We start from the raw sequence: 24,925 nt of genomic DNA, 5'->3' as shown, positions 1-24,925 counted from the left end.
TTGCTCTTTCCTCAGCGCCTTCACATAACCCCTCAGGAGCAAAACTCCATGCCTCACAAGAAAACTTTTAAGAAAGGTATTCTGGCGTTCGCGGTAGCCAGTGCTATGAGCCTGTCTTCCATTGCTTTTGCCGATATCGTTATCGGCGTAGCCGGTCCGATGACCGGTGGTAATGCTGCATTTGGTGAGCAACTGTGGAAGGGCGCCGAGCAGGCAGCGGCCGATATCAACGCCGCAGGCGGTATCAATGGCGAGCAAATCAAACTGGTTAAAGGCGACGACGCTTGCGAGCCGAAACAGGCCGTAGCGGTTGCCAACCGTCTGGTGGACTCGGACAAAGCAGTCGCCGTAATCGGCCACTTCTGCTCCTCGTCGACCATTCCAGCTTCCGAGGTTTATGACGAAGCCGGCATCATTTCCATTACTCCAGCTTCCACCAACCCAACGGTGACCGAGCGCGGTCTGACCGGCGAATTCCGTATTTGCGGTCGTGACGACCAGCAGGGCGTAGTGGCCGGCGACTACATCGTCGACAAACTGAAGCTGACCAAAGTCGCGATCATTCACGACAAAGACACCTACGGCCAAGGTCTGGCAGACGCCACCAAAGCCCAGCTGACCAAGCGCGGCGTGAAAGAAGTGCTGTACGAAGGCCTGACCCGTGGCGAGAAAGACTTCAACGCCCTGGTCACCAAAATCCGTTCCTCGGGCGCTGAAGTGGTGTACTTCGGTGGCCTGCACGCTGAAGCGGGTCCACTGGTTCGTCAGCTGCGTGAACAAGGTTCGACCGCACTGTTCATCTCCGGCGACGGCATCGTGACCGACGAACTCGTCACCACCGCAGGCGGTGCGCAATACACCAAAGGCGTGCTGATGACCTTCGGCGCCGACCCGCGCAATATCGCTGACGGCAAGCCGGTTATCGAGAAATTCCGCGCCGCCGGTTACGAGCCTGAGGGCTACACCCTGTATTCCTACGCTGCCATGCAGTCCATCGCTGCCGCCTTCACTGGCATCAAAGGCACCGACGGCGCCAAGGCCAGCGCCTGGCTGAAGTCCAACCCGGTGAAAACCGTTATGGGCTCCAAAGAGTGGGATAAGAAAGGCGACCTGAAAGTGTCCGACTACGTGATGTACGAGTGGGATGACAAAGGCAAATACCACCAGCAGTAAGACCGGTGGTTTGTATGAGTAATCGGACCCTGCGGCTTCGCCTGGCGAACCGCGACGTGCGCTTTAACCGTACAGACCACTGACTCGGCTAACCGCTCTGGTACTACAAGTACCCGGGCGGTTAGTGCTTCTGGGCACTGCTGGGTGTCTTGCAAGTGCGGCCAATTGTGGGCCGCCTTGGGCAGCAGTACCCGTCTATCACTAGAGGCGGCAGGCCGAACCCCAGGCCCTGACCCCAACAGACGAGACTGCGTCAATGGACGGTATTTTCCTGCAACAACTGATCAACGGGTTAACCCTGGGGTCGGTCTACGGACTGATTGCCATCGGTTACACCATGGTTTACGGCATCATCGGCATGATCAACTTCGCCCACGGCGACGTGTACATGGTCTCTGCCTACCTCACGGCCATCGGCCTGGCGGTGCTGACCTTTTTCGGTCTCGAATCCTTTCCGTTCCTGATCCTCGGCACACTGGTGTTCACCATCGTGGTGACCGGCGTGTACGGCTGGACCATCGAGCGCATTGCCTACAAACCGCTGCGTAACTCCACGCGGCTGGCTCCGCTGATTTCCGCCATCGGCATGTCGCTGATCCTGCAGAACTACGTGCAGGTTTCCCAAGGCGCGCGTCAGCAAGGCGTTCCGACCCTGCTGGAAGGGGTCATCAAGTTCCATGTGGGCACCGGCTACGTTCAGCTGACCTACACCAAACTGTTCATCATCGTCGTGTCGCTGGTGGGCATGGGCGTGCTGACTTACATCATTCAGAACACCAAGCTCGGACGCATGTGCCGCGCCACCCAGCAAGACCGCAAGATGGCTTCCATCCTCGGTATCAACACCGACCGGGTGATCTCTTACGTGTTCGTGATCGGCGCTTCGATGGCGGCCCTGGCCGGCATGTTGATCACCATGAACTACGGCACCTTCGACTTCTACGCCGGCTTCATCATCGGCATCAAAGCCTTTACCGCAGCGGTACTCGGCGGCATCGGCTCGCTGCCCGGCGCCATGCTCGGTGGCCTGATTCTCGGTGTGGCTGAAGCGCAGTTCGCGGGCCTGGTGAACTCGGACTTCAAGGACGTGTTCTCGTTTTCGCTGCTGGTTCTGATCCTGATTTTTCGACCGCAAGGGCTCATGGGTAAACCCCATGTGGCGAAGGTGTAAGCCATGTCGGCAAGCAACTCTATTGATATCAAGCGCTGCCTGATCGACACCGTTCTCGCTGGCCTTATTTCCCTGATCGTGTTCGGCCCTATCGTCGGCATTGTGCTGCAGGGCTACAGCTTTGACCTGCATCCGCAGCGTCTGGCGATTCTGGTGGGCATCGTGATGGCGGGGCGTTTCTGCCTCAGCCTGTTCCTGCAAACCCCGCAGGGAAAGAAAATTGCTCACTCCATGCAGAACCGCGACAGCGGCGTGCATGTGCTGCCGGCCGGGCATAAATCGACGCTGCGTTTTGTGATTCCGGTGCTGATTCTGCTGGCGATCTGCTTCCCGTTTTTCGCCAACAAGTACCTGCTCTCGGTGGTCATCCTCGGCTTGATCTACGTGCTATTGGGCTTGGGCCTGAACATCGTGGTCGGCCTGGCGGGCCTGCTCGATCTGGGCTTCGTCGGCTTCTACGCCATCGGCGCGTACGGCCTGGGCCTGGGTTACGAATACCTGGGGCTGGGCTTCTGGACCATGATCCCGTTGTCGATGCTGCTCGCCGCATTTGCCGGCGCGTTACTCGGCTTCCCGGTGTTACGAATGCACGGCGACTACCTCGCCATCGTGACCCTGGGGTTTGGTGAAATCATTCGTCTGGTGCTCAACAACTGGGTGTCGCTCACCAACGGCCCGAACGGCATTCCAATTCCTGGCCCGACCCTGTTCGGTCTCGAATTCGGCCGCCGCGCCAAGGAAGAAGGTCATGTGCCAATCCATGAATGGCTGGGCGTGAGCTACAACCCCAACGCCGAACTGATCTTCACCTTCGTGGTGCTGTTCATCGTAGTAATGGCCGTGCTGTACGTGAAACACCGCCTGACCCACATGCCGGTCGGCCGCGCCTGGGAAGCCTTGCGCGAAGACGAAATCGCCTGCCGCGCCATGGGCCTGAACCACGTACTGGTCAAGCTTTCGGCCTTTATGATCGGTGCGTCCATTGCCGGTCTGGCTGGCGTGTTCTTCGCCACCAAGCAGGGCTTTATCGACCCCTCGTCCTTCACCTTCTTCGAGTCGGCGTTGATCCTGGCGATCATCGTGCTTGGCGGCCTCGGCTCGACCCTGGGCGTGGTGATTGCTGCGTTCGTACTCACAGTGGCGCCTGAGCTGTTGCGCAGCTTCGCCGAGTACCGGGTATTGATGTTCGGCATCCTCATGGTGCTGATGATGATCTGGCGTCCACGCGGCTTGGTGCGTATCAGCCGCAACGGTTACGCGATTCGTAAAGGAGTGAAGCCGTGAGCAACGACATCATTCTCTCGGTCGAGCATCTGATGATGCAGTTCGGCGGCATCAAAGCCCTGAACGATGTGAGCTTCAACATTCAGCGCGGCACCATTTCCGCGCTGATCGGCCCCAACGGCGCCGGCAAAACCACGGTGTTCAACTGCCTCACCGGTTTCTACAAAGCCACCGACGGCCAGATCACTTTGGACGCCCAAGCCAAGCTCACCAGCGTGGGCAAAATCATGGGCGAACCGTTCCAGGTCACCGACTTCGTGTCGCCGCCGAAATTTGCCAGCCGGCTGTTCTACAAAATGTTCGGCGGCACCCACTTGGTCAACCGCGCCGGCCTTGCCCGGACGTTCCAGAACATTCGCCTGTTTAAAGAAATGTCCGTCGTGGAAAACCTTCTGGTGGCCCAACACATGTGGGTTAACCGCAGCATGATCGCCGGCGTACTCAACACGCCCGGCTACCGCCGCGCCGAAGAAAAGGCCCTGGACACCGCGTTCTACTGGCTGGAATTGGTCGACCTGGTCGACTGCGCCAACCGCCTGGCCGGCGAGCTTTCCTACGGCCAACAGCGCCGTCTGGAAATCGCCCGCGCCATGTGCACGCGCCCGGAAATCGTCTGCCTCGACGAGCCGGCCGCCGGCCTCAACCCGGCCGAAACCGAAGCCCTGAGCGGCATCATTCGGCGCTTGCGCGAAGAGCACCAGATCACCGTTCTTCTGATCGAACACGACATGGGCATGGTTATGAGTATTTCCGATCACATCATCGTGCTCGACCACGGCGCGCTGATCGCCGAGGGCAACCCGGAAGAAATCCGCAACAACCCGAAAGTGATTGCCGCCTACCTGGGCGCCGACGAAGAGGAAGTGGCATGAGCAAGCCGATCCTCGAATTCAAAGACGTCGACGTGTTCTACGGGCCGATTCAGGCGCTGAAGAAGGTCAATCTGCACATCAACGAAGGGGAAACGGTGAGCCTGATCGGCGCCAATGGCGCGGGTAAATCCACGCTGCTGATGTCGATCTTCGGCCAGCCGCGCGCCACCGGTGGCAGCATCGTTTATGGCGGTATCGACATCACCGACAAGTCCTCGCACTTCGTGGCATCCAACGGCATCGCGCAATCGCCGGAAGGACGCCGGGTGTTTCCCGACATGAGCGTGGAAGAGAACCTGCTGATGGGCACCATTCCGATTGGTGCCAAGCATGCCGACGAAGACATGCAGCGCATGTTCGACCTGTTCCCGCGGTTGCTGGAGCGGCGCAACCAGCGCGCCATGACCATGTCCGGCGGCGAGCAGCAAATGCTCGCCATCGCCCGGGCACTGATGAGCCGGCCGAAGTTGTTGTTGCTGGACGAACCGAGTCTTGGCCTGGCGCCGATTGTGGTTAAGCACATTTTCGCCACCCTTAAGGAACTGGCGAAAACCGGCATGACCATCTTTCTGGTGGAACAGAACGCCAACCACGCCCTGCGTTTGTCGGACCGTGGTTACGTGATGGTCAACGGCGAAATCCGCATGACTGGCACCGGCCAGGAACTGCTGGGTAACGAAGACGTGCGCAACGCCTATTTGGGCGGGCACTGATAGCGCGCCTCTTCTGAGGCGCTTTTTGAATCTCGATACTGCCCTTTGCAGCGTCGCCTGCATCGCGGTTAAAGCCCCTCCACAAAATCTGTAGGAGCGGCTTTAGCCGCGAGCTCTTAGCGTCCACACAAGGGCACCAGGAGCACCGTCACATGCACACCCTCCGTTTCTTCACCAACGCCGACGTCGCTCGCGCGCTGGATTACGCCCCGCTGATCGAAGCCCTGCGCACCGGCCTGGCCGTTGCCTGCGAGGCGCCCGTGCGCGACTGTCACGCCCTGCCGCACGACGCCAGCCTGTTACACATGCCGGTGTGGCAAAAAGGGCAGGGCATTGGCGTCAAGCTGGTCACCGTGTTCCCCCACAACAGCGCCCGCAAACTGCCCTCGGTTGCGGCGGTGTTCACCTTGTTCGACGACGAAACCGGGCAGCCGCTGGCCTTGTTGGAAGCCTCCGAAATGACCGCCCGCCGCACCGCGTGTACCTCGGCGTTGGCGGCCGACTATTTGGTACGCAACGACGCCGAGCGATTGCTGATCGTCGGCAGCGGCACCCTGGCCGCGCATATGGTGCGCGCCCATTGCTGCGTGCGGCCTTATCGCCACATCGAAATCTGGGGCCGCAGCCCGGAGAAGCTGGCACCCCTGGTCGCGCAGCTGCAAGGCGAGGGCTTCCCCGTCTCCGCCAGCCGCAACCTGCAAGCCAGCGTCGAGCAGGCCGACAGCATCACCTGCATCACCACCTCGCGCGAACCGCTGGTGCTGGGCACATGGCTAAAACCGGGAACGCATTTGGACTTGGTCGGCGCCTTTCTGCCGAGCATGCGCGAAACCGACTCGGCTGCCGTGGGTAGGGCGCGGATCGTGGTCGACACCCGTGAGGGCGCGTTGGAAGAGGCGGGCGATCTGCTATTCGCCCTGGCCGACGGAGCCATCAGCGAGCAAGTGATTGCCGTGGAACTGCGGGATTTGCTCAATGGTCGTGGCCAGCGCATGAACGCAGACGAAATCACCCTGTTCAAATCCGTGGGTTTTGCCTTGGAAGACCTGATTGCCGCCAAGACGCTATTGGCTCAACAGCCAACCGGCTGAACTGTCCCCAAAAGCTGTGGGGCGTTCTGTGGATAAGGTGGGTAAAGGTGGCACGGAGCCCCGCTACGTGGGCTCTGGGGAGTTCTGCGGGTTTTTTGTACAGCAGCACTTGTTTAGCCAATTTCGACGGTAAAACAAGGCCTTAGCGCGGGTTTAGCGGTGTGACAAATCCCCGTCGGCATTTCCTTCAACTTCCCCCAACAACTGTGGGCATTGCTGTGGATAAGCGCGGGAGCGATTCGCTAAAGCCAGTCGGTGCGGGCCTTCCAGCGCTTTGCGCAGTTATTGATCAATCCTACCGAAACGCCCTTTACGGCATATCCACAGCCCATCGGCAAGCTGTTTCAACACCGCGCCCCTGATTTTACGCACCGCCCAATTTTTGGCTGTGGACGGACGAAAAAGCCTTGCGCTTTCCTGCGTAATTTGAAGGCCTCGGGAATAAGTGAATTAACTGTCCCCAAAACCTGTGGATAATTCTGTGGGCAAAATGGGGAAAGGTCGGCCTTAGCGTGAAATCGCAAGGGCTCGCGGCAATTGTAGATTTTTTGACCGCTACAATTTATTCCCTCAAAACAGCGATTTACCTGGCTTTCAGGCCCTCGGTGCAGTAGCTCGCCGATTTGTTTCGTCGCGCTGTGGATATGTACAGTGCTTCTGCTCAACTGTGAATAGGAGGCAACAACAGAGGCAAAAATCAAGAGGTTTTCGCGCATTTGTCCACAGCCCTTTCGGCGCTGGGCGAATACTGTCCCCAAAAGCTGTGGGGGGTTCTGTGGATAAGATGGGTAAAGGTAGCAAGGAGCGCCATTTCACGGGGCTTGCGGAAAGTTGGCTGTTTTTTGATCAGGAGAATTTATTTCGGGAAAACAGTCAGTTATTCACCTATTCGCGGCGACCTGACAGAGATGTCGAGTTTCCCCCAATCTCTGTGGGCAGTGCTGTGGATAAGCGTGGGAGCGATTGCTAGGGCCCAGCTGTAACGGAGTGTAGCGGGATTTGTACGTTAATTGAGCACGTCAGCGAAAACGCTGATGCGCCCAGTTATGCACAGGCTCTGTCAACCGATATTGGCGTCTTTTCAATGATTTACGGAAAATTGATACGCGCCTGTGGAGAAGTTATCCCGTCTTGCTGTGGATTGACTTGTGGATAAGCTGGGTGCGACTGAGCTTGAGCCTTACCTGGCGCGGGCTGCGCAGAACTGTACGTTTTTAAACCAGATCAAACTGCCCGCACAAATACTGCGCCTGGGTTTAACAACGGCAGTACGTCGAACGGCCTTCGCGATCTCCCAGCTAAGCGCATCGGCGCCTACGGGCTACTGCGGGTATGGGTTTTCAGTCATGTTTTCATACCACTCCGGACGGTCGCTAATAATGGCCAGGTGTGTGGCAAACTTGTAACTCAGGTTGCGCCAAGGGTTGCCGCGAGTATCGCCAGGGGAGTTAGCTAATACGTCCCATATGTACTCTTTATGTAACCAGCCTTTATCCCCCATTGCTTCCAAGGTCCACATGCTGGTGCGTTTACCTAGAGGAGTAAGTTCCTTTATATACTCAATGAGATTGCCGTAGCTTTGACCCTCATCCGTTAACGGCATCGTACTCCAGTGCGTGTCGCTATATAGGTAGCCCTGATAGGCCAATACTTGTTTGGAGTCATTGGTATGTTTGTGCCACGTTTTGATTCCTCTACGTGTATCTTCCCAACTTTTTGTTGCCGAAGCATTGACAGGCGGTTGCCATAAAAATTGACCTTCGTATGACGAATAAAGATTGGGCAGATAGCCGTCCAGCGCGTCCTTCGTCTTAAAATAGTCTGCATATTCCGGCTTTAAAGCGATATGAGCTAATGCCCCGGTTGATCGTGCCTGTTCCAGTATTCGCACCATGGCTAAGCTGGTAGTAGGCTCGACAAGCAATAAAACCTCGTTGTCTACCGCCCATTTAAGAAGATCCGCAAACAGGATGAGGCTTTCATCCTTTTCAAAACTCAGCGACTGATCTCGTTTGCGCATATGAAATGTTGTTAGCACCTCAGGCGGGTAATCCCATACGTATTTGTTAGCGAGGCCGCCGTATGCCTTCATCGATACGTGGCGCCCGGTGAGTAGCTGAATTTGCCCTGCTGCATCGGGGCCGGTAAAGAAGACCTGGAACCGCATGATTCGATAACCGGCGCTCAAGGCCGCTTTTGCCGCTTTAAGGGTTCCCTCGGGAGCATTTTTCGCAGCGGGGCTTCCCCAGTACCCGTGTTCTGGAATCCCGACAATATCCGCTGCGGAGGACCAGTACGGCACCATCATTCTGTTGATCGCCCCGCAGAGCAGTGGTTTGGCGCGCTGCCCTGCGCAGGTGCCACACTGGTGACGTTTGTCATAGATGAGGCTGGGATCAATTTGCTGTCCCGCTACGGCTACACAACTCTCCGCCAATAGCGGGCCGGACAGGAAGCACAGCAGAATCGATGCAGCAAGTGCTAAAGGAAATGTTTTCATAAGGCCCGGTCTCAATGTCATCAGCGAAGCGCTAACGAACCAGTTCGTTATCGGCTGGTTCGATCGCCCACTCACTCAATCAACGGTCATCAATAAATTGGAAAGTACCGCCTTGCGCCCGGCTTCCGGGTATTGGATGAAACCTATAAAGTCTGGGTCGTACGGGTATGCGTAGTTATCTCTGATGTCGGCTACTAATTCTTTTTGATTTGCATACTGGGTGCCCGGAACTTCGTAACGTTGATAATAGTTATAAGTTCCTGCATCTGATCCCGTCATGAGGTAAGAACTTCTGACCGGCGCTGTGTTGCTACCGCTGGGTTGCACTTCAATCCAGATGAAATCCTCGTTGAAGAACGCCCTCATGCTGTAGGTTTGCCCTTGTTGGCCTACTTTCAGGTCATGCAGTTTATCGAGAGACTCTAATAAGTGAACGCGGGGCTTGATACCGTGGAACTCTAGTGGGGATCTGCCAATCGCGACGGAGTAGTCAATCATTCTGATCTGGAAGTCACCACCTGTCTGTGCAGTTTTGAACCATTGCACGTCCTTACCGGAAAGGTTGCGTACTTCAACAACTATAAGGTCGTCTGACGGAAGTTTGCTGGCGTAAGACCTCGTCTGCACCTTTGACTGATAGGCGAAGACGGGCTGCACGAGTTGTGCTGCTACCAGTAAAGCCAATCCACACAGTTTGACGATATTCACCGGTGCCTCCTTTGAACCTTGGGTTTTCGTAACGCCGTTCGATGCGGCGCCTATGCGGCGGCCGCACTTCGAACTGCTTTCGGTTAAGTGACGAGCTATTGGTATAGGTTGCAGCTTATGGGTGTTATTTATTTTCTAACCATAAGCCATTCCAGCGAGTAACCCAGGTACGCCCGTCCGCTTCTTTATAGGTATAACTACATTCTTGAGCTACGGTAACGTAGACGCGCGCTTGCGACAGGAAAGCCGAAGTAGCTAATTGCAATAGCGTACGTGTACCTGCATGGTTGCCGGCGTCGCTATTTTGAAAGGAGTAGTAGTTGCGCATTACACCATCGTCATGCAAAACCGTTATGCCGATGATATTTGAATCTCTGAATGCCCAGTGATTCTGAACGACAGATTTTACATAGCCGGGTCCCCCGCATTGTTTGCCCGCATACGCCAGATTGGGCAGTAACAGGCAGCATGAAATCAGGCCGGCGACTATGAGTTTCTTGGGCGGCATTGTGTTCATCAGGTCTCTCCACAACGTTAATTAAAAGTTTTCGCCAAGGCTGCTTGCGTATCTCTGAGTTTCTGTAAGCGAAATGATGCGAAGCCGTACGGCTGTTTGGGAAGTTCGAAGGAGCTGTTCGGTTCAAGGGCGGCGTGTGCCGAAAGCGATAGCGTTTAAGTTATTATTCGGCGGGTGCGCGTAGCGCGATAAATATAGTGAGCTAACGCGGGTCACCTGACAGTATCTCTTCGTACCACTCCGGTCTGTCAGTGATCACCATTAAATGTTCGCTGAAGTCATAGCTAAGATTGCGGTATGGATTTCCGCGAGTATCGGTGGCGGAGTTAGTGATGAAGTTCCATGTGTATTGAGTGCCAAGCCTGCCTTTGTCACCCATCGCATCCCTTGACCAGATGGCCGCTCGTTTTCCTTCTGGGGTTAAATTCCCGATACGGTCTATAAGATTTTTCCAGGTCGGCCCTGGTTCTGGCGTTAGGGACGCTGAATAATGTTCGGTGCTCCAGTGATCATGGCTGTACAGGTTAATTAGATAAGCAAGAACCTCTTTGGATTGATTTGTCTCCCTGTGCCAACTGGCGAGCCCTATTTCGGCACCCATTTTGTCGAGCGTTGGCGTTTCGTTAACAACGGGAATCCAAAGAAATTGCCCTTCATATGCCCGGAATGGGTAGTTAGTTCTGCTTCCCACAGAGAACTTTAGTCTTTTTGCGTAGTTTCCTCCTCCCGAGGTGTTCACCTTCAATACGATGTTGGCCAGACCGCCCATTATGTACGCGCGGTTGAGCACCGCGGCGAAAACCTGGTCGCCACCTGCGTTGGGATCGATAATAAGTAATACTTGCCGTTCCATCGCCCACTTCAATAAATCGTCCCCCAGTAACAAGCGATTGCCGGCCTCATGGCTTACTGCTTGGTCTCGGGTGCGCATATAAAGCTTCTGAAGTTCGTCGTTGGAGTGATCGGCGAGCCGCTTTTTAGTACGCTCGCCAGTCGCGATGGAGGTCGAATATCGACCAATGAAGAACTCGTTATTAATGAGTTTTTCCGGATCCAGTACGCTTGCGTCGAATTCCATCACACGGTATCCCGCATCAAATGCGGCCTGTGCAGCTGCCAGGGTGTTTTCTGCCGCGCCGCGGCCCAAAGGACGTCCCCACAGTCCTCGGTGGGGAACGGCAATCAGGTCCGACGTCGCAATCCAGTGGGGCACCATGATTCGATTGATGGTTGCGCAGAGCTGGGGTTTTTCGAGTTGGCCGGCGCACGTTCCGCATTGATGTCGGGGGTCATATATTTGCGCGGGATCCAGCTTTTGTCCTGCAACGGAGATGCACTCAGCAGCGTGAGCTGAAGAACCGATTATAGTCGCCAAACAGAGCGACAGGGCTATTGAACTCATGGTTATTTTTAACATTGTGTTGGCTCCTGCGTTTCCGCTCTGCCTGCCGATGACCAGTATTATTGATATCCTGTGCATGCAGTTTCATTGGGTGCTGCGGTGTAATGAATTAAACTTTAATTAATTAGTTAATTCAGCCAGTGGAATGTCGGCGCGGACAATTTAATTTGATCAAGTCATGTAGGTTGCGCAGGTTGCTCTTAACATTTTTGCTGATCAATACGATATCGGGGCGGTCGGAACTTTCCCGCAAGAAACAGCGTCATTTTTTACAACGTAGATAGGGCGGCGACTATAGCGGGGCGCTTGTTTAGTTCGCGACTAGGCGGTTTGTGACTTAACTTCTCTAGGTTCTTGAGATAATTCAGTTGAAGTTAATCGCATTTTTCCTGCGGCACTTATCCACCTGATTTTTTACAGACGGTTTAAGTCGCTTCGCAACACGGGTTAGACGCTGCCCAGGCCTTGCCAGTGTTTCGAGCCAATGAAGATGAAGCGCAATTGCTGCGTCATCTTGGCCTGCGGGGTGAGGTGTTCGGGGACTTCTGATGCCAACGGGTCGATAAGCTCGGGCAGGGTGGCGAATACCGTTTTCACCACGAGGTCGGCAATCACCGCGTGCGCGGCTTCGTCCAGATGCGGGAGTTTGGGCATATGGCCCAAGTCGCTGACCAGGTCGGCGGTGATGCCTTCGCGCAGTGCACTGATGGCTTGGCGCACGTTCTTCGAGCCACCGTACTGCTCGCGGGCCAGAAACAGGAACTGCGAGCGGTTGGCTTCGACATTGGTGAGAAAGATGCGCACCGAGGCGTCGATGACGCCGCCCATTTGCATCTCGTTGTGGCGCACCTGGCGGATGGCTTCGCGGAAGGTTTCGCCCACCTCGGTTACCAACGCCAGGCCCAGTTCATCCATATCGCTGAAGTGCCGGTAGAAGCCGGTGGGCACGATACCCGCGTGCCGGGCCACTTCGCGCAGGCTCAGGCTGCCGAAGCCACGGCCGCTTTCCATCAGGAACCGCGCGGCATCCAAGAGCGCTTGGCGCGTCTGCTGCTTCTGTTCGGCACGAGGTGACATGCGTGGCGCGGTTCCCTGCGGTGGTGTGCCGCGCACTCTAGCAAAAGCATTTACGTGGCGTCGAACGAGGCGGCCATCCGCTCGTTCAGTGCACGACTGTTGACTGAGATTCGTCACTCTGGCAGTTTGGTGCACGCTTGTGCACTCAAAGCTCTTTTCTCAGGTAAGTCCATGACCCTAATTCCTTTTGTCGTTGCGCGTCGCAGCGCTCGCCTGTTGGCGCCGCTGCGTGCGTTGGTCGCGGGTGGTTGGCTGCGCGAGGCCAGCGTCGATGCCGTGTTGGCGCAGCTGCATCCGGCATGGCGATTGAACCGCGTCTTCTCCCGCTTGGTGAGCAGGCGCTGGGTGGCTGACGACATGCTCGCCCTGACCTTGCAACCGAACGGCAACTGGCGTGGCGCCAAGCCCGGCCAGCACATTCAGGTGTACCTGGAAGTGAACGGCGTACGCCTGAGCCGCAGCTACAGCCTCTCGGCAGTGATGGCAGACGGCAGCGTGGAGATCGCAGTCAAACGCCAGCCTGGCGGGCGGCTGTCGAACCGCCTGCTTGACCATCTGGCCATCGGCGACGCGGTGGAGCTCGGCGAGCCGTCCGGCGAGCTGACCTGGCCGCATCAGGCGCAAGCCGTGCTGTTGCTGGCGGCGGGCAGCGGTCTGACGCCACTGCTGGGCCTGTTGCGTAACGCGCTGGACAAAGGCTTTGGCGCGCCGGTGGAGTTTTTTCACTACGTGCGCGACGCCGGCCAGCACGCGTTCGCCGGCGAGCTGCAAGCGCTGCAGCAGCGCTACCAGAATTTGCGCGTGCGACCGATGTTGACCACCGAGGCGGGGCGCTTTTCGCCTGCTCATGTGCACGCCTTTGCCGCGAGCGATGTACTCACGTGCGGCCCGTTCGGGTTTGTGAACGCGGTGAATGAATGGTGGAGCAGCACGGCAGCAGAAACGCCGCTGCAAGCCGAATCGTTTAGCCCGCCCGAACTGAACAGCAACACCCGCCACCGCCCCGTGCTTATGCGTTTCGCCCGTGCGCAGCAAGACGTGCTCGGCAACACCGCTACCTCGCTGCTGCAACAGGCCGAAGCTGCCGGGCTGCGTCCCGCGCACGGCTGCCGGCAGGGCATTTGCGCCAGCTGCACCTGCCTGCTGCTCAGCGGCACGGTGCGCGACCAGCGCAGTGGAGCGCTGCTGAGCGAGCCGGGGCAGGCGATTCGCCTGTGCGTCAGCGTGCCCATGGGCGACGTGGTTGTGGATATTTAAGGAGAGCGCCATGCGCACTGATCGACTGTTAACCGATAGCGAGCTGGCCGCCTTCGCCGCTGAGCTCGACGACCTCGGCCGGCGCACGCGGGCCGACCTGGGCGCCGTCGATGCCCGCTACATCCGCCGCCTGCGCAACGTTATTCGCCTGTGCACCGCCGCCGGGCGCGGCCTGTTGTTGCTTGGTTGGTTTCCGCCCACCTGGCTGCTCGGCACGCTGTTGCTGGGGCTGGGCAAGATTCTGGAAAACATGGAGCTGGGCCATAACGTGATGCACGGCCAGTACGACTGGATGAACGACCCCGAATTCAGTGGCCGCACCTACGAATGGGATATCGCCGGCCCATCTGACTTCTGGCGCCACACCCACAACCATATCCACCACACCTACACCAACGTGCTGGGCATGGACGACGATATTGGTTACGGCGTGGTCCGCCTGTTCCCAGAACAACGCTGGAAGCCGTTCTACCGCTGGCAGCCGCTGTGGGTGACGTTGCAAGCGCTGCTGTTCCAATATTCCGTGGCGGTGCAGCACCTGCGGTTGGATAAAGTCTACAAAGGCAAGATGAGCCGCGACGAGTTGCGACCTTTGCTTCGCGTATTCACCGGCAAAATCGGACGCCAGTGGTTCAAGGACTATCTGTTCTTTCCTGCGTTGGCCGCGCTGATCGGTTCCAATGCCCTGGCGGTACTGGCTGGGAATGCCGTGGCGAACCTGCTGCGCAATCTGTGGACCTTTTTGATTATTTTCTGCGGGCATTTCACCGAGCGAGCGGCGGTTTTCCCGCGAGAGGTGGTGGAAAACGAAAGCCGCGGCCACTGGTATCTGCGTCAGCTGCAAGGCTCGAGCAACCTCAAAGGTGGCAAGCTGTTCCACATTCTCAGCGGCAACCTCAGCCACCAGATCGAGCACCACCTGTACCCCGACGTGCCGGCCCGACGTTACGCCGCCATGGCCGTCGAGGTGCGCGAAATCGCCCGGCGCTACGGCCAAACCTACAACTGCGGCAGCCTAGCCGCGCAGTTCGCCACGGTGCTGCGGCGCATCTGGATTTACCGCAAACCCAACGGCCTCGGCGCGCAACCGACCTAACGGCGGTTGAATCATTTCGCCATCAAACCGTCGATACCTCTATAAGACGGCCCCCCGCAGTTCGCCACGGGCTGCGGTTTATGGAGTGGTAGGGATGACGTTGGCCCGTAAAGTGTTGCTGTGGTTTTTGGCTATTTTCTTCGCGGTAATTGCCATTGCGCTGGTGATAATCGCCACCTTCGACTGGAACCGCATAAAGCCGCGCCTCAACGACACCGTCAGCGAACAGCTGGGCCGACCGTTCGCGATTAACGGCAACCTTGCGGTGGTGTGGGCGAGGGAGCCGGAAGAAGGCGGATGGCGCGCTTGGCTGCCGTGGCCGCACGTTTCTGCTGAAGACATTACGCTGGGCAACTCTGAGTGGGCCAAGGCGCCGCAGATGGTCAGCCTGCAGCGCGTGGAGTTTCGCCTCGCTCCGCTGCCGTTGCTGTGGCGCACCGTGAGTATTCCGCGCATTGATCTGACCGGCCCCACGGCCAGCCTTGAGCGCCTCGCCGACGGGCGCAACAACTGGACCTTCACCTTAAAACCCAGCGACCCCAACGAGCCGCCATCGGAGTCGCCGTGGGTGGTCGACATCGGCGCCATAGGCTTCGACAAGGGCCAGGTTGAGGTGAACGATCAGAGCCTGAAAACCCAGGTGCAATTGGTGATCGACCCGTTGGGCAAGCCCGTGCCGTTCAGCGATATCGTCAACAAGCAAGGCACCGACAACGCCGCGCAGCCCGAGGCGAAACCGCAGGACTACGCCTTTGGTTGGACGCTCAAGGGCCAGTACAAAGGCCAGCCACTCAATGGCTCCGGCAAGGTCGGCGGATTGCTGGCGTTGCAAGACAGCCGCCAGCCATTCCCGGTGCAAGCCAACGTGCAAATCGGGGCGACCAAAATCGCCTTGGCCGGCACGCTCACCGACCCGAAAAATTTCGGCGCGCTCGACCTGCGTCTGCAACTGGCCGGCACCAGCCTCGGCAACCTGTATCCGCTCACGGGCGTGACCCTGCCGGACACGCCGCCGTTTGCCACCGACGGGCACTTGCGCGCGCAGCTGCGCGACCCTGCCGGCATGCAGTTTCACTACGAACAGTTCAACGGCTCGATTGGCGACAGCGACATCCACGGCGACCTCAGCTACGTCGCCGGTCAGCCACGGCCCAAACTCAGCGGCGCCTTAACCTCCAACCAATTGCGGTTCGCCGACCTGGCGCCGCTGATTGGCGCGGATTCCAAATCCGAGCAGAAAGCCCGAGGCGTCACCAGCAAGCAGCCGAGCGACAAAGTGCTGCCCGTGGAAGAATTCCGCACCGCGCGCTGGCGCGACATGGACGCCGACGTCAACTTCACCGGCAAGCGCATCGTCCACAGCGAAAAACTGCCCTTCACCGACCTCAACGCGCACGTGCTGCTCAACGACGGCACCCTCAGCCTGGAACCCCTGCGCTTCGGCGTGGCGGGTGGCCAATTGAACGCCACCATCCGCCTCGACGGCAGCCAGACGCCGATGCAAGGCAAGGCGAAGCTGAGCGCGCGCAACTTCAAACTCAAAGAGCTGTTTCCCACCTTCGCACCGCTGCAAACCAGCTTCGGCGCGCTGCAAGGCGACGTCGATATCAGCGGCGCCGGCAACTCCGTGGCGGCCTTGCTGGGCACGGCCAACGGCGATGTACGCATGTTGATCAACGACGGCGCCGTCAGCCGCGAGCTGATGGAACTGGCGGGCTTGAATGTCGGCAATTACGTGGTCGGCAAACTGTTCGGCGACAAAGACGTGCGCATCAATTGCGCCGCTGCCGACACCGGCGTCAAGGACGGCCTGCTGACCACGCGCCTGGTGGTGTTCGACACCGAGAACGCGCTGATCCATGTCGATGGCACCGCCAACTTCAAGACCGAACAACTGGACCTGACCATCGACCCGCAATCCAAAGGCGTGCGCATTATTTCCCTGCGTTCGCCGTTGTACGTAAACGGGCCGTTCAAAAGTCCCAACGCTGGGGTGAAAACCGTGCCGCTGCTAGCCCGTGGCGCAGGCATGTTGGCATTGGGCGCTATCGTTGCGCCGGTGGCCGGGTTGGTGGCGTTGGTTGTGCCGAGCGGCGGTGGCGATCAGGTGAATGAATGCGCGCCGCTGCTGGAGAAGATGAAGGCTGGGAAGTTGTAAGCGATTGACTGACTGGCGCAAAAAAAGCCCCTCTCCCCAACCCTCTCCCGCAGGCGGGAGAGGGGGCTGATCGAGCAAAACCGGATTTTCGGGCTCCCCTCTCCCGCTCGCGGGAGAGGGGCCGGGGGAGAGGGTCGGCCTTTAGGCATTCCCCGGCAACACTGGCAACCGTGCCAAACGCACCGACACCGCCAGCGCGCCCACCAGCAGCGCGCCGATAAACACACCAACGCCCAACCAGCCAAAGTGGTGCCAGAACACGCCACCCACTGTGCCGGCCACGCTCGAGCCCAGGTAGTAGCAGAACAGGTACATGGACGAGGCCTGCCCCTTGGCCGCGAACGCGCGCCGGCCAATCCAACTGCTCGCCACCGAGTGGGCGCCGAAGAAGCCGAAGGTGAACAGCAACATGCCGACGACGATCACCGGCACCTGCGGCAGTAAGGTAAGCAGCAAGCCGGCGAACATCAGCACGATCACCGCCCACAGCACTTTGCGGCGCCCGAGTTTGTCGGCCAGCGAACCGACCCACGCCGAGCTATAGATGCCCGAGAGGTACACCACCGAGAGCAAGCCGACCACCGCCTGGCTCATGTGGTACGGCTCGCCCAGCAGCCGGTAGCCGATGTAGTTGAACAGCGTCACGAACGCGCCCATCAACAGAAACGCCTCAAGAAACAGCCACGGCAGCCCAGCGTCGCGCAGGTGCATGGCGTAGTTGCCCAGTAGGTTTTTCAGGTTCAGCGGCGTGGCGCGAAAGTGTTTGGACTCCGGCAAGATGCGCCAGAACAGCAGGGCGCCGAACAGCGACAGGGCGCCTAGCGAACCAATGGCGACGCGCCAGTTAACGAAGTCGACCATCACCCCTGCGATCAATCGCCCGCCCATGCCGCCAATGGCGTTGCCACCGATGTACAAGCCCATCGACAAGCCGATGAAGCGCGGGTGAATTTCTTCGCTCAAGTAGGTCATGCCCACCGCCGCCAGGCCACTCAGTGACAAACCGAGCAACCCGCGCATCAGCAGCACGCCGTGCCAAGTCGGCATGCACGCGCTGGCCAGGGTGAAGAGGGCGGCCGACAGCAGGGAAATCACCATGATCTGCTTGCGCCCCAGGGCGTCGGAAATCGGCCCGGTGATGAGCAGCCCGATGGCCATCATGATGGTTGAGATCGACAGCACCAGGCTGCTCTGCGCCGCGTTAAGGTCAAACTCGGCAGACAGCACCGGCATCAACGGCTGCACGCTGTACAGCAAGGCAAAGGTGGCGAAACCACCGGCAAACAAGGCCAGCGACGTGCGGACAAATTGCGGCGTGCCTTTTTCGATAAAGGCTTCGGTTTGTTCGACCGTGCTCGTTACGTCGGCCGCCGCATCGCGAGCGGCTTCGAGCACAGTGGGGGAAGCGGAAGGGCGCACACAGACCTCGTGAAACAACAGGGTTCGAGAAGCAGTGCGCACAGAATAGTAATCGGGCTTTATTATCTCCAATATATTGTTCGTGTCGTTTGATCTGTTTTTCGACCTAATCGTCTGCGGAGACTGCCCATGGAATTGCGCCACTTACGCTACTTCGTCGCGGTTGCCGAAGAGCTGCATTTCGGCCGCGCGGCCGAGCAGTTGGGCATTTCCCAGCCGCCGCTTAGCCAGCAGATTCAAGCGCTTGAAGAGGAGATCGGCGCCCGACTGTTTGAGCGCACCAACCGTCGGGTGGAACTGACCGAAGCAGGGCGGCTGTTCCTCGACGAGACCCGACAGATTCTCGCCCATGTCGAAAAGGCCACGCAGATCGCCCGCCGCGCTCAGCAGGGCGAAATCGGCGAGCTGAATGTGGGCTTTACCGCGTCGGCGCCCTTCACCTCGACCATCCCGCGCAGCATCCTCGCGTTCCGCCAGGCCCACCCGGACGTGCACCTGAGCCTGCGGGAAATGAGCAGCCGCGTGGTGATCGAGGCGCTGTTGGAGGAGACCGTGCAGGTCGGCGTGATTCGGCCATTTGCCTTGCCGGACACCATCACCGCCGTCGAACTCTTCCGCGATCCGCTGGTGGCCGTGCTGCGCGCGGACCATCCGTTGGCACAGGGCAATGACGACGGCATTTCCATTGCCGCGCTGGCCGATGAACCCTTTGTGTTTTTTCCCCGCAGCTACGGCACCGGCCTGTATGACCAACTGATCGGCCTGGCGCGCAATGCCGGGTTCAGCCCACGCATCGCCCAGGAGGCGAGTGAGGCCATGACCATCATCGGCTTGGTGTCAGCAGGGTTGGGGGTGTCGATGTTGCCGGCATCGTTCCGGCGCACGCGGGTGGATGGCGTGGTGTATCGGACGTTGCTCGACGAGGGCGCTACCAGTGCGGTGTGGCTGGTGGTGCGCAAAGATCAGCAGGCGCCGCTGGCCTTGGCCTTTGTTGAGCAGGTGACGCGGGGGGCGGCCGCGTTGCAGGCCGACCGACGATTTGGAGAGGTCTGACTGACGACCAAAGACTCATCCGAGATTCTCGATCCCGAATCTCAAGCCGAGCGCCGACGCGCAAAAGCGTGTCACGGCTTTTCAGCCGTGACACGGGGGCTTACTTAACCGAAGCCAACTGCGCTTTCAACGCAACGCCGGCCATGATGGCGCCAGCGTGGCATTCGTAGTTCTGCGGGTTTTTGTACTCAACGCCTTTGTAGTTGCTGGCGATTTCGATCACCGCATTGGCGCCGGCTGCCTTGGCGGCGTTGGCCAGTTTGATGATGGCCGATTGCATGGCCCAGGCGCAGGCTTCTTCGTCAGACTTGTTGAAAGCGTTAGTCTTCTGGTTGGTGGTGATCTGTGGGTTGATCACGTTCACTTTGCCAGCGGGCTTCTGCCCTGCCATGTAGAACTTTACCGAGCCATCCAGCTTGCCGGCAGCGGTCGCCTGGGCGATGGCGCTTTCCAGTGGCAAGTAGTGCGTGGTGTCGCGCGCCTGGCTGATGCCGGGAACAGCGGCCAGAAGCAGGGCTGCGGCGGTGAGGCTTTTCAAGTGCATAGTCGTCTCCTTGACGGCGGTGGGGTAGGTCGGTCGGTTCTGTCAGCGCCAGCGGCGGAAGATCAGCGAGGTATTGACCCCACCGAAGGCGAAATTGTTGTTCATCACGAATTCATTGTTCATCTGCCGCGGCTCGCCGCGCAGGTAGTCGAGGTCCGCGCACTGCGGGTCGATGTTGTCCAGGTTCAGGGTGTGGATATAACGGTCGCTGTTGAGCATTTCGATGCTGAACCACGACTCCAGTGCCCCACACGCGCCCAAGGTGTGACCCAGGTAGCTTTTTTGCGAGCTGATGGCCATGCCCGAGCCGAACAGGCTGGCGGTGGCGTGGGTTTCGGCGATGTCGCCTTGCTCGGTGGCGGTGCCGTGGCCGTTCACGTAGCCGATGGCGTGCGGCTCCAAACCAGCGTCTTGCAGAGCCAGTTCCATGGCGCCGCGCATGGTCACCTGTTCCGGCTTGGTGGCGTGCTGGCCGTCGGCGTTGCAGCCGAAGCCAACGATTTCGGCATAGATCGTCGCACCACGGGCTTTGGCGTGCTCCAGTTCTTCCAGCACCAACATGCCGGCGCCTTCGCCGATCACCAGGCCGTCGCGGCCGCTGTCATACGGACGCGGCGAGGTGTGCGGTGCGTCGTTCTTCAGGCTGGTGGCGTACAGCGCGTCGAACACCATGGCTTCGGTGGGGCAGAGTTCTTCGGCGCCGCCGGCCAGCATCATCGGCAGACGGCCGAACTTGATGGCCTCGTAGGCATAGCCAATACCTTGGCTGCCGCTGGTGCAGGCGCTGGACGTGGGAATCAGGCGGCCTTTGAGGCCGAAGAAAATGCTGATATTGGCCGCCGTGGTGTGCGGCATCATGCGGATGTACGAGTTGGCGTTGAGGCCGTCGGCCACCGAGTTGAGCAGCATATTGCCGAACGCTTTGATTTCCTCGGTGCTGCCGGTAGACGAGCCGCACGCCACGCCCATGCGGCCGTCGCGAATGCTTTCGTCGTCGAGCAGGCCGGCATTGCCCAGCGCTTTTTCAGCGGCCAGCACCACCAGGCGCGACACCCGGCCCATGCTGCGCAGCTGTTTGCGGTTCCAGGTTTTCGGCACCACGAAATCGTCGATGGGCCCGGCCAGACGGGTATTCAATTCGGCGAAGCGATCCCACTCGTGCATACGGCGAATGCCGCTTTTGTTGGCGCTGAAGTTGGCTTCGATGCTGGCCCAGTCACTGCCAAGGGATGTGATGCCGGCCATGCCGGTAACTACCACGCGTTTCATCAGCACAGGCCTCCATTGACCGCGAGCACTTGGCGGGTGATGTAGGCGGCTTCGTCCGACATCAGGAAATTCACCGCGCCAGCCACTTCTTCCGGGGTGCCCATGCGCTGGGCGGGGATCATCTTCATCATTTCTTCAATCGGCAGATCGTCATCGAGCATGGCCGTGTCGATCAAACCGGGGGCCACGCAGTTGACGGTAATTTTGCGCTTGCCCAGTTCGACCGCCAGTGCTTTCGCCGCGCCGATCACGCCGGCTTTCGAGGCGCTGTAGTTGACCTGGCCACGGTTGCCGATCATGCCGGACACCGAGGTGATGCAGACAATACGTCCCGGTTTGCGTCGGCGAACCATCGGCATGACCAACGGGTGCAGGATGTTGTAGAAACCGTCCAGATTGGTGCGCAGCACCACGTCCCAGTCCTCTTCGCTCAAGGCCGGAAAGGCGCCGTCGCGGGTCAGGCCGGCATTGCACACCACGCCGTAATAGGCGCCGTGGGCCTCAACATCCGCCTCGAGAATTTCCCGGCACGCGGCGCGCTCGGCCACGTCGAACTGCAGAATGCGTGCCTGCTGGCCGAGGGCGACGATTTCCGCCTGCACGGCTTCTGCTTCGGCGCGGCCACTGCGGCAATGCAGCACCAAGTCGAAGCCGGCGCGGGCCAGGCGCAAGGCGATGGCGCGGCCGATGCCACGGCTGGAGCCGGTGACGAGAATGGTGTCAGTCATGTGCAGGTTCTTCCAGATAGCTGGCCACGTGGGGCGGGCGGAAAACATTGAGGCGCGCGTGGGCGTGAATGCCCGGGCCGGTCAGGTTGCATTCGAAAACGCCCATGCCGTTGTCGTCTTGCAGCGAGCGCAGGGCGTGAATGTGCAGTTCGGCGCCGAGGGGAAAGGCCTCGACGTTGCACTGGTAATTGCGCGTGCCGAGCAGGAAACCCAGTTCCACCGGCAGGCCGGCCTGACGCGCCTGGCAGCCGGCAAACGCCGCCACGCTTTGCGCCATCAGCTCGATGCCGACCCACGCCGGCAAGCTACCGTCGGCCTGGCTGAACAAACCTCCAGCGCGCACCACCAGGCGGGTGTGCACGTCTTCTTCGGCGAAGCTCAGCACCTCGTCCACCAGAATCATGTCGGCGGCGTGGGGCACCAGCTCAGCGATAGGCCAGACGTTCATGGGCGCACCTGAGCGGTCGGCGTGGTGCCCAGAATCAAGCTGATGTTGTTGCCGCCAAAGGCGAAGGAATTGCTCATCAGGCGCTGTGGGCCTGGGCGTTCCAGACTTGAGCTGGCGTCTGTAAACGTAAGGGCGGGCAGTTGCTCATCGCGCTGGCCATCCCAAATGTGCGGCGGCAGGCGCTTGGCGTTCAGGCTCAACCAGCAGAAGGCGGCTTCCAGCGCGCCGGCCGCGCCAAGGGTATGGCCGGTCATGGGTTTGCTGGAGGAACACGGCACGCCGTTGGGGAACACTGCCGATACAGCCAGGCTTTCCATGGCGTCGTTGTGCTGCGTGGCGGTGCCGTGCAGGTTCAGGTAGGCGATGTCGTCTGCGCCCAAACCGGCGTTGACCAGGGCCTGGCGCATCACCTGTTCGGCGCCGCGCCCTTGTGGGTCGGGAGCGGAAATATGGTGAGCGTCGCAGTTGGCGGCAGCGCCCAGCAGGGCGATGGATTCGGTGCCGACGCCGGCGTCGCGGGTCATCAGAAACAACGCCGCCGCTTCGCCGATATTGATGCCGGTCCGGTTGCGCGAGAACGGATTGCAGCGTTCATCCGACAGCGCTTCCAGCGAGCCGAAGCCGTTAAGCGTCAGTTGGCACAACGAGTCGACGCCGCCGCACAGCACGGCGTCGCACAGGCCGCTTTGCAGCAAGCGACGGGCGCTGAGCAAGGCGCGGGCGCTGGAGGTGCAGGCGGTGGAAATGACGTAGGTCGGGCCGCCCAGTTGATAGTGCGCAGCCAGAAATTCTGCCGGCGCCGAGAGTTCTTGCTGGCCGTAGTGGTAGTCCGCCGGGAATGCGCCTTCTTGCAGGAACGTGCGAATGCTCTGGGTCGCTTCGTCGATGCCCGACGTGCTGGTGCCGAGCACCACGCCGATGCGGGCATGGCCGTAACGGGCGATGGCCTGCTGAATGTCTACATCGATTTGTTCAGCGGCGGCCAACAGCAGTTGGTTGTTGCGGGTTTGGTAGGCGCGGTGGGCGCCGGCAATGGCGGGCAGCTCGGCGTTGACCGCGCCCACGGGCAGCGGGCGCTCAGGCACCCAGCCGGCTTGCACCTGCATGCCATCGGTGTCGCCGGCGAACAGGCGCTCAGCGACGTGGTGTTTGTCATTGCCCAGGGCGCACAGCAGGCCCAGGGCATTGAGGTAGGCGGTCATGGCAACGTCTCGACGCGGTAGCTCAGCCCCGTCTGGGTGCTGAGCCGAAAATTCAGGGGTTGCTGGTAATCCACGCGCCAGCGCGCGGCGCCCGCTTCCATCAGGCGGCGTTGTTGCGCCTGTTGCTGCCAATCCGCCTCGGGGTAATAAGCGGACACTTGCTCGGCCGGGGTCAGGGCAAACAGCAAGGCAGCAAACAGCTCGCGCGCCTCAGGGTTGGGCGGCAACAGGCCGTCATTCTGCCATTGGTTGCCGGTCAGCAGTTGGCGCGCCACGGGAATACCCATGGGGTCGATCAACGACCAGCGCAGCGCCGGGCCTTCCTGTTGCAGCACCAGAAACCAGTCCTGGGTTTGCCCGGCCTGTTCACGCTGCACATGCAATTGCAGCGGCAAGTCCAAACGCGGCGCTTGCGCTGGCAGCGGCGCCTGCTGAGCACAGGCGCTCAGCAGCAGGGCAAGCAGCCAGGGCGCGAAAAAGCGTTTCATCCGTTGTGGCTCGCCAGCGGTTTGCGCACGGCGGCGTTCACCAGGGTTTCATTGCGCTGGCCCACGGCTTTGGGCTTCACCAGCTTCCAGCGTTCCAGCAAGCCGAAGTCGGCGGAACGGCTCCACCACAGGTACGGGTACGAGACGTTTTGCGGGCCGAACTCGAAACCCTGCTCGCGCAGCATCGCCAGGTATTCGTCGGCGCTGCGTTGCACATGCATGGGGTGGCGGAACAGCCAGCGAATCACCCAGGTGTCGATGTAGTACTTGGTCGACTCGGCAAACAGCAGCCAACCGCCGGGTTTAAGCACGCGCCAGAATTCGGCCAGCGCCGCTTCCTGTTCCACCAAATGGTGGAAAGTCTGGTGGCAGAAAATCACATCGACGCTGGCATCCGGCAGTTGGATCGACGCGCAGTCGCTGCTCAGCAACTGCACCGGCAACCCTTCACGCTCGGCCTCGGCACGGCTCATGGTCAGACTGTGCGGGTCGGCGTCCAGGCCAATCAACTGCGCCGGCGCAAACGCGTTTTGCAGCAGGCGGAACGACTTGCCCTGCCCACAACCGGCATCCAGCAACACCGCATCGCTGGGCAGCGGCTGGCCGAGCAAACCCTTGAGGTCGTCGATTGCCACGCGCAGCACGTGGTGCTGCCAGACGTGGCTCTGCAAGAACCAGAAACCGAAGCGGGTTTCCTCAACGTATTTGTGGCCCGCCGGGTTGTGCGGCAGCGGCTGGATCGGTGCGTTCATTGG

General features: G+C 59.6%; 23 protein-coding genes. 10 read left to right on the top strand and 13 right to left on the bottom strand.

The features are described from left to right. Positions 1-48 precede the first annotated feature (48 nt). The 6 genes from AC0IW7_RS06795 (at position 49) to lhpI (ending at position 6,304) form a co-directional block, all read left to right on the top strand. Positions 49-1,173: a branched-chain amino acid ABC transporter substrate-binding protein gene (locus AC0IW7_RS06795; RefSeq protein WP_471816624.1), complete on the top strand. Its 1,125-nt coding sequence runs from the start codon at positions 49-51 to the stop codon at positions 1,171-1,173. A 256-nt stretch (positions 1,174-1,429) separates the two neighbouring features. Continuing rightward, positions 1,430-2,344: an ABC transporter permease subunit gene (locus AC0IW7_RS06790; protein WP_122451554.1), complete on the top strand. Its 915-nt coding sequence runs from the start codon at positions 1,430-1,432 to the stop codon at positions 2,342-2,344. Positions 2,345-2,347: 3 nt separating this feature from the next. Then, positions 2,348-3,628, top strand: coding sequence for a high-affinity branched-chain amino acid ABC transporter permease LivM (livM, locus tag AC0IW7_RS06785; protein WP_122491927.1), 1,281 nt, complete (start codon positions 2,348-2,350; stop codon positions 3,626-3,628). A gap of 32 nt (positions 3,629-3,660) precedes the next feature. Further along, positions 3,661-4,500, top strand: coding sequence for an ATP-binding cassette domain-containing protein (locus tag AC0IW7_RS06780; protein WP_471817004.1), 840 nt, complete (start codon positions 3,661-3,663; stop codon positions 4,498-4,500). Further along, positions 4,497-5,213, top strand: a complete 717-nt coding sequence (locus AC0IW7_RS06775; protein WP_463550758.1) for an ABC transporter ATP-binding protein — start codon at positions 4,497-4,499, stop codon at positions 5,211-5,213. The genes AC0IW7_RS06780 and AC0IW7_RS06775 overlap by 4 nt, the downstream gene beginning before the upstream one ends. A 152-nt stretch (positions 5,214-5,365) precedes the next feature. Further along, positions 5,366-6,304: a bifunctional Delta(1)-pyrroline-2-carboxylate/Delta(1)-piperideine-2-carboxylate reductase gene (gene lhpI, locus AC0IW7_RS06770; protein ID WP_471816623.1), complete on the top strand. Its 939-nt coding sequence runs from the start codon at positions 5,366-5,368 to the stop codon at positions 6,302-6,304. Between the two features lie 1,321 nt (positions 6,305-7,625). Here the strand turns inward: lhpI and AC0IW7_RS06765 are convergent. From AC0IW7_RS06765 to fabR, 5 genes are all read right to left on the bottom strand, one after another. Continuing rightward, a complete protein-coding gene (locus AC0IW7_RS06765; RefSeq protein WP_471816622.1) occupies positions 7,626-8,804 on the bottom strand; it encodes a hypothetical protein in 1,179 nt (392 codons plus the stop codon). 75 nt (positions 8,805-8,879) lie between these two features. Continuing rightward, positions 8,880-9,512: a hypothetical protein gene (locus AC0IW7_RS06760; RefSeq protein ID WP_471816621.1), complete on the bottom strand. Its 633-nt coding sequence runs from the start codon at positions 9,510-9,512 to the stop codon at positions 8,880-8,882. Between the two features lie 124 nt (positions 9,513-9,636). Beyond that, positions 9,637-10,029 carry a hypothetical protein gene (locus tag AC0IW7_RS06755; protein WP_471816620.1) on the bottom strand — a complete coding sequence of 131 codons (393 nt, stop codon included), beginning with the start codon at positions 10,027-10,029 and terminating at the stop codon, positions 9,637-9,639. 202 nt (positions 10,030-10,231) lie between these two features. Next, positions 10,232-11,446, bottom strand: a complete 1,215-nt coding sequence (locus AC0IW7_RS06750; RefSeq protein WP_471816618.1) for a hypothetical protein — start codon at positions 11,444-11,446, stop codon at positions 10,232-10,234. 432 nt (positions 11,447-11,878) lie between these two features. Then, positions 11,879-12,508: an HTH-type transcriptional repressor FabR gene (gene fabR, locus AC0IW7_RS06745; protein WP_471816617.1), complete on the bottom strand. Its 630-nt coding sequence runs from the start codon at positions 12,506-12,508 to the stop codon at positions 11,879-11,881. Positions 12,509-12,679: 171 nt separating this feature from the next. Here fabR and AC0IW7_RS06740 point away from each other — a divergent pair, with 171 nt between their 5' ends. The 3 genes from AC0IW7_RS06740 (at position 12,680) to AC0IW7_RS06730 (ending at position 17,019) form a co-directional block, all read left to right on the top strand. After that, positions 12,680-13,765, top strand: coding sequence for a ferredoxin reductase (locus AC0IW7_RS06740; protein ID WP_471816616.1), 1,086 nt, complete (start codon positions 12,680-12,682; stop codon positions 13,763-13,765). Positions 13,766-13,775: 10 nt separating this feature from the next. Further along, positions 13,776-14,861, top strand: coding sequence for a fatty acid desaturase family protein (locus AC0IW7_RS06735; RefSeq protein ID WP_471816614.1), 1,086 nt, complete (start codon positions 13,776-13,778; stop codon positions 14,859-14,861). Between the two features lie 94 nt (positions 14,862-14,955). Next, the gene (locus AC0IW7_RS06730; RefSeq protein ID WP_471816612.1) at positions 14,956-17,019 is read left to right on the top strand and encodes an AsmA family protein; all 2,064 of its coding nucleotides are present in this window, start codon (positions 14,956-14,958) and stop codon (positions 17,017-17,019) included. A 141-nt stretch (positions 17,020-17,160) separates the two neighbouring features. Here the strand turns inward: AC0IW7_RS06730 and AC0IW7_RS06725 are convergent, their stop codons facing one another. Further along, positions 17,161-18,438 (bottom strand): MFS transporter, encoded by a 1,278-nt coding sequence (locus AC0IW7_RS06725; protein WP_471816610.1) that lies wholly within the window; start codon positions 18,436-18,438, stop codon positions 17,161-17,163. Between the two features lie 129 nt (positions 18,439-18,567). On the opposite strand from AC0IW7_RS06725, the gene AC0IW7_RS06720 reads away from it, so the two are divergent. Next, the gene (locus tag AC0IW7_RS06720; protein WP_471816608.1) at positions 18,568-19,491 is read left to right on the top strand and encodes a LysR family transcriptional regulator; all 924 of its coding nucleotides are present in this window, start codon (positions 18,568-18,570) and stop codon (positions 19,489-19,491) included. A 100-nt stretch (positions 19,492-19,591) separates the two neighbouring features. Here the strand turns inward: AC0IW7_RS06720 and AC0IW7_RS06715 are convergent, their stop codons facing one another. Genes AC0IW7_RS06715 through AC0IW7_RS06685 form a run of 7 tightly spaced genes read right to left on the bottom strand, consistent with a single transcriptional unit; the run spans position 19,592 to position 24,922 of the window. Then, positions 19,592-20,035 carry an excinuclease gene (locus AC0IW7_RS06715; protein WP_471816606.1) on the bottom strand — a complete coding sequence of 148 codons (444 nt, stop codon included), beginning with the start codon at positions 20,033-20,035 and terminating at the stop codon, positions 19,592-19,594. A 42-nt stretch (positions 20,036-20,077) separates the two neighbouring features. Further along, positions 20,078-21,304, bottom strand: coding sequence for a beta-ketoacyl-ACP synthase (locus AC0IW7_RS06710; RefSeq protein ID WP_471816604.1), 1,227 nt, complete (start codon positions 21,302-21,304; stop codon positions 20,078-20,080). Then, complete coding sequence (gene fabG, locus AC0IW7_RS06705; protein WP_463540314.1) at positions 21,304-22,032, bottom strand: 3-ketoacyl-ACP reductase FabG2; 729 nt, start codon at positions 22,030-22,032, stop codon at positions 21,304-21,306. Before fabG ends, AC0IW7_RS06710 begins: the two co-directional genes overlap by 1 nt. Next, positions 22,025-22,480: a hotdog family protein gene (locus AC0IW7_RS06700; RefSeq protein WP_471816602.1), complete on the bottom strand. Its 456-nt coding sequence runs from the start codon at positions 22,478-22,480 to the stop codon at positions 22,025-22,027. Before AC0IW7_RS06700 ends, fabG begins: the two co-directional genes overlap by 8 nt. Beyond that, positions 22,477-23,682: a beta-ketoacyl-[acyl-carrier-protein] synthase family protein gene (locus AC0IW7_RS06695; protein ID WP_471816600.1), complete on the bottom strand. Its 1,206-nt coding sequence runs from the start codon at positions 23,680-23,682 to the stop codon at positions 22,477-22,479. Before AC0IW7_RS06695 ends, AC0IW7_RS06700 begins: the two co-directional genes overlap by 4 nt. Then, a complete protein-coding gene (locus AC0IW7_RS06690) occupies positions 23,679-24,170 on the bottom strand; it encodes a DUF3261 domain-containing protein (protein WP_471816598.1) in 492 nt (163 codons plus the stop codon). The genes AC0IW7_RS06695 and AC0IW7_RS06690 overlap by 4 nt, the downstream gene beginning before the upstream one ends. Beyond that, on the bottom strand, positions 24,167-24,922 hold the full coding sequence (locus AC0IW7_RS06685) for a class I SAM-dependent methyltransferase (protein WP_471816597.1): 756 nt from the start codon (positions 24,920-24,922) through the stop codon (positions 24,167-24,169). The genes AC0IW7_RS06690 and AC0IW7_RS06685 overlap by 4 nt, the downstream gene beginning before the upstream one ends. Positions 24,923-24,925: the final 3 nt, after the last annotated feature.

It is taken from the genome of Pseudomonas sp. AC229 (assembly GCF_979254655.1).
This window is presented reverse-complemented; position numbering and strand designations above follow the sequence as displayed.

Coding starts and splice junctions, on each gene's coding strand:
- AC0IW7_RS06795 (WP_471816624.1), top strand. CDS start 49: ATGCCTCACAAGAAAACTTTTAAGAAAGGTATTCTGGCGTTCGCGGTA.
- AC0IW7_RS06790 (WP_122451554.1), top strand. CDS start 1,430: ATGGACGGTATTTTCCTGCAACAACTGATCAACGGGTTAACCCTGGGG.
- livM (WP_122491927.1), top strand. CDS start 2,348: ATGTCGGCAAGCAACTCTATTGATATCAAGCGCTGCCTGATCGACACC.
- AC0IW7_RS06780 (WP_471817004.1), top strand. CDS start 3,661: ATGATGCAGTTCGGCGGCATCAAAGCCCTGAACGATGTGAGCTTCAAC.
- AC0IW7_RS06775 (WP_463550758.1), top strand. CDS start 4,497: ATGAGCAAGCCGATCCTCGAATTCAAAGACGTCGACGTGTTCTACGGG.
- lhpI (WP_471816623.1), top strand. CDS start 5,366: ATGCACACCCTCCGTTTCTTCACCAACGCCGACGTCGCTCGCGCGCTG.
- AC0IW7_RS06765 (WP_471816622.1), bottom strand. CDS start 8,804: ATGAAAACATTTCCTTTAGCACTTGCTGCATCGATTCTGCTGTGCTTC.
- AC0IW7_RS06755 (WP_471816620.1), bottom strand. CDS start 10,029: ATGAACACAATGCCGCCCAAGAAACTCATAGTCGCCGGCCTGATTTCA.
- AC0IW7_RS06750 (WP_471816618.1), bottom strand. CDS start 11,446: ATGTTAAAAATAACCATGAGTTCAATAGCCCTGTCGCTCTGTTTGGCG.
- fabR (WP_471816617.1), bottom strand. CDS start 12,508: ATGTCACCTCGTGCCGAACAGAAGCAGCAGACGCGCCAAGCGCTCTTG.
- AC0IW7_RS06740 (WP_471816616.1), top strand. CDS start 12,680: ATGACCCTAATTCCTTTTGTCGTTGCGCGTCGCAGCGCTCGCCTGTTG.
- AC0IW7_RS06735 (WP_471816614.1), top strand. CDS start 13,776: ATGCGCACTGATCGACTGTTAACCGATAGCGAGCTGGCCGCCTTCGCC.
- AC0IW7_RS06730 (WP_471816612.1), top strand. CDS start 14,956: ATGACGTTGGCCCGTAAAGTGTTGCTGTGGTTTTTGGCTATTTTCTTC.
- AC0IW7_RS06720 (WP_471816608.1), top strand. CDS start 18,568: ATGGAATTGCGCCACTTACGCTACTTCGTCGCGGTTGCCGAAGAGCTG.
- AC0IW7_RS06715 (WP_471816606.1), bottom strand. CDS start 20,035: ATGCACTTGAAAAGCCTCACCGCCGCAGCCCTGCTTCTGGCCGCTGTT.
- AC0IW7_RS06710 (WP_471816604.1), bottom strand. CDS start 21,304: ATGAAACGCGTGGTAGTTACCGGCATGGCCGGCATCACATCCCTTGGC.
- fabG (WP_463540314.1), bottom strand. CDS start 22,032: ATGACTGACACCATTCTCGTCACCGGCTCCAGCCGTGGCATCGGCCGC.
- AC0IW7_RS06700 (WP_471816602.1), bottom strand. CDS start 22,480: ATGAACGTCTGGCCTATCGCTGAGCTGGTGCCCCACGCCGCCGACATG.
- AC0IW7_RS06695 (WP_471816600.1), bottom strand. CDS start 23,682: ATGACCGCCTACCTCAATGCCCTGGGCCTGCTGTGCGCCCTGGGCAAT.
- AC0IW7_RS06690 (WP_471816598.1), bottom strand. CDS start 24,170: ATGAAACGCTTTTTCGCGCCCTGGCTGCTTGCCCTGCTGCTGAGCGCC.
- AC0IW7_RS06685 (WP_471816597.1), bottom strand. CDS start 24,922: ATGAACGCACCGATCCAGCCGCTGCCGCACAACCCGGCGGGCCACAAA.